The organism is Methylobacterium indicum (assembly GCF_001043895.1).
Lineage (GTDB): Bacteria > Pseudomonadota > Alphaproteobacteria > Rhizobiales > Beijerinckiaceae > Methylobacterium > Methylobacterium indicum.
The window spans coordinates 1-3,721 of record NZ_JTHF01000095.1 but is presented as its reverse complement, the minus strand read 5'-3'; the positions used below and the strand labels follow the sequence as shown (position 1 = coordinate 3,721).

2 protein-coding genes and 3 pseudogenes are annotated in these 3,721 nt (G+C 58.3%); 2 read left to right on the top strand and 3 right to left on the bottom strand.

The features are described 5' to 3' along the window. Positions 1–129: 129 nt before the first annotated feature. Positions 130–738 (top strand): annotated as a pseudogene (istB, locus tag QR78_RS11560) (IS21-like element helper ATPase IstB); the annotation flags it as partial. A 151-nt stretch (positions 739–889) separates the two neighbouring features. On the opposite strand, the pseudogene QR78_RS11555 reads toward istB, so the two are convergent. Beyond that, positions 890–1,190, bottom strand: a pseudogene (locus QR78_RS11555) (Y-family DNA polymerase); the annotation flags it as partial. Next, positions 1,187–1,669, bottom strand: a pseudogene (locus tag QR78_RS11550) (LexA family protein). The pseudogenes QR78_RS11550 and QR78_RS11555, both read right to left, overlap by 4 nt. Before the next feature lie 382 nt (positions 1,670–2,051). On the opposite strand from QR78_RS11550, the gene QR78_RS34065 reads away from it, so the two are divergent. Then, complete coding sequence (locus tag QR78_RS34065) at positions 2,052–3,215, top strand: hypothetical protein (RefSeq protein ID WP_125901337.1); 1,164 nt, start codon at positions 2,052–2,054, stop codon at positions 3,213–3,215. Positions 3,216–3,448: 233 nt separating this feature from the next. Here QR78_RS34065 and QR78_RS34915 read toward each other — a convergent pair. Continuing rightward, positions 3,449–3,721 (bottom strand): hypothetical protein (locus QR78_RS34915; protein WP_048427667.1); only part of this gene is annotated, 273 nt, incomplete at its 5' end.

Genomic DNA, 3,721 nt, shown 5'->3' with positions numbered 1-3,721 from the left:
CGTCTTCCCCGACTACGAGGCCATCCTCGACGCCTGCTGCACCGCCTGGAACGCACTTGCCGCTGAGCCAGAGCGCGTCCGCTCCATCGCAAACTTCCCATACATCGCACGCGTCAATGCTTAGGCGCGGCGGTATTGCAGGCCGAGATCAGCGAGAAGCAGGCGCGCTCGATCCGCTACCAGATGACGATTGCCAAGCTGCCCCTGGCCAAGGACCTCGCCGAGTTCGCCTTTGCCGGGACGCCGATCAACGAGGGTCTGGTGCGCGACCTCTGCGGCGGCGAGTTCCTGGCCCACCAGCGCAACGTCGTGCTGGTGGGCGGCACCGGCACGGGCAAGACGCATCTGGCCATCGCGGTCGCCCGGTCGTGCATCCGGGACGGGGCGCGGGCCCGGTTCTACACCGTGGTCGACCTCGTCAACCGGCTCGAGGCCGAGGCGCGAGCCGGCCGGCAGGGCCGCATCGCCGACCACCTCGCCCGGCTCGACCTGGTGGTGCTGGACGAGCTCGGCTACCTGCCGTTCGCGCAGTCGGGCGGTCAGCTGCTGTTCCACCTGATCAGCCGGCTCTACGAGACCACCTCGATCGTGGTGACGACCAACCTGGCGTTCGGGGAGTGGCCGAGCGTGTTTGCCGGCGACGCCAAGATGACGACGGCGCTGCTCGATCGGCTGACCCACCACTGCGAGATCGTCGAGACCGGCAACGAGAGCTGGCGCTTCAAGAACCGGGCGTGAAGGATGGCCTGCGCGCAGCTCATCCTGGACCCCTGGTCAGCCCGGCTGCGCCACCCCGACCCGCTTCGCCGGGCTGACCAGGGGCGTCGCGCTACGCGCAACAAGGGGTCCCAATTGGACGCCGATCAGGGGTCCCGTTCCGATGCCGTTTGACACTAACGTCGGGCGCGAACTGCCGATAGACGGTGTTGGCCCGGGCCGACATGTCCCCCGTAGAGGGCATAGTTCGAGGAGAAAACGCGCACGCCCTTGGACCGGCACAGCTGCCGGATCTTGAAGTAGGGCTCACCCATCTTGATCCCGAGCGCCTTGGCCTCGGCGGTGCGAGCGATGGCGCAGCCGTCGTTGTTCGAGAGAACGATCACCGGCACGCCGGCGAGCTTCGGGTCGAACACCCGCTCGCAGGAGCAGTAGAAGGAGTTCCCGTCGATGAGCGCGATGGCCCGGCTCATCGCACGAGGCTCGCGCGGGACTTCACATGGTGCCAACGCACCGAGAACAGCAGCACGCCCCAGAGCAGGCCTTCCTCCATGTCCTCCAGCACGAATTCGCCCATCTCCGGGTTGTCGAAGGAGAGGGACAGCCGGTTGCCGTGGGCGACCAGGCGCTTGAGGCTCATCTCGCCATTGACCACCGCGACGACGACCGCCCCGGACGAGGGCGAGAGCGAGCGATCGACCACGGCCAGATCCTAGTCGTGGATGCCGGCGCTCTTCATCGACCAGTCGCGTACCCGCCAGATGAAGGTGGCGGGCGGATTGGGCACGAGCCAGCGCGGTAGCTCAAGCGCCCCCTCGATGAAGTCCTCGGCGGGGCTCGGGAACCCGGCGCAGAGCGTTGGGAGCATGAACGGGATCCGCACGAGCCCGCCTTCGTCCGCCGCCTCCGCACCGACCCGATAGAGACTTACGCGCGTCCTCCGTACTAGAATGGAAAGAGAACAAACAGGCTTGCGGTTCCCGGTCAAGGCCGAGCTTCGAGCCTGTGCGGAGTGGGGACGACAGGTAAGCGGACGAGGCCGGGAGCGCGGGACGAGGCGCCGATTGGGAACGGGGCGCTCAAGCGGGCCAAGGCGATCTTTCGCCGGATCTCCGGGGGGGCGATGCAGCGTAGACGGATCGGGCCGCGGCCAAATGGTGATTACGGCTACGAGCCTGCTCTTCTGGTTTCTGTCCGAAAGTTGACAGGGAGGCAAGGACTAGCGCATTAGTATGATATGACACACACCCAGTACCATCGCGGCGATTAGGTAACTTTCGCCGTAGGAAGGCTCCGCCAAGCAGACCATAGAATCCTATAAAGGAAAAAGAGCATTGAAGAAAGTTTTGTTCTATATAGAACCCATGATATTTAATAGTAACCCAGAGGCTTTGGCTATTTGGGTTCATTGGTCCGGCAAGATTGCGCAACAGGGAACTGGAGAATATAGCTACCATCTTGCCTGTTCGAAATATCTTGAACGTTATTCAGTTAAAGAATTCAAAACGACGCATATACTATCAACAAAAGACCCCATGAATGCATTTGGTTTCGATGAAGCTGACTATGGCGCAGATTTATTTAGTGGAATAAATTTCGAAAATAAAAATCTACTGTCAGCGCTCAGAATACTAGAGCAATCATTGCATCCTGATATCGTTATTTGCTGGTCGCAAAATCGATATATAGAGAATGTATTTCCAGGCAGGTGTGTATTTATGGAGCACGGTCCCCTGCCGCGCCGTCATATGCCGCTGAGTAGCTTTTTAGACCCATATGGCCATCAAGTTGGCAGTTCGCTGGATCAAGTAGCCAGTGGACAATTCGATAGCCCTGAGACGCAGCAAATCGGCGGCGACTGGACGCAGAAGTGGCTGGGCCTTCGGAGATTGGAAGCCGAGCGCTTAGGGGCAAAAGATTGGCTTGATAAAGTCGCAAATGGGCGAAGTGTGACGCTATTGCCCCTTCAATCTGCAGGCGGATTCCACTATGAGGCCACCGGCCCGCGCCTTAAACCAGTTCCTCTTCTTCGAAAAATAGCAGCAAATATTTACGAAGATGAACTAATTTTACCGACCTGGCACAGCGATCAAGCCGTTCCGAATGATGATATGCTTGATGTGTTGCGAATAGAGCACCCGAACATAATCGTACCTGAGGCCGAACTACGGGTAAATTCCTCGGAGGTGTTTCTTCAATATGTCTCACGGGTAATTGTTATATCCTCAAATGTTGCTGCAATGGCGGCAGTTTTAGGGCTTCCACTTCAGGTTTTGGCAAAATGCAAATTTAGTAGATTTCAATCTTCAAAAAAAACCAAACCTAGATATGATCTTGCCGCGTTTCTACTATGTCGTTATTGCGGTCAATTTAATAGGTGGATTGGGGAGAAGGGAGTTTTCGAAAGCCATCTGAATTTTGTCGCAATGAACAGATCTAACCTTTTTTCTAAAATAAACAAGGGTGATTGCGAGCGCTTGCAGCAATGGAATCTTTAAAAATACTTCGAAATCGATCAAATTTGTCACAAATAGCAAGAACTTGCTATGCCGCAAAGAGGTCGTCAGGACTAAGGATTCCAATAGATATTCAACTGCCGAGCCTGATGTAAAGGTGATTGTTCATTAGCATGAAACCCCCGCTCGGCGGCTGCCGGCGGGGCTGAAGGCGGAGTCTCGGGTCTGGAAATCCATCGATGTAACCGCTCAACGGCAGGGCGGGTTCCCGCCGGTCAGTCGTGGCCGTGGTTTCGAACCTGCTCCCGGTCAATGCTGCGCAGCAGGTCGGTCTGTGCCGTCAGCTGTTCGCGGGCGGCCCGCTCGCATTCCGCGATCCGCGCCAGATGCTCGACCTGCTGGCGGCCGATCTCCCTCAGGTCGCGCAGGATGTTCAGCACCTCGGCCGGGCCCTGGAGATGCACCATGGCGTCACCCACCGTGCCGGGCGCCGGGGCCGGCACCTCGTGCTTGTCCTTGTTGGCCCGTGTAGCCGCCGGTGTGAAACT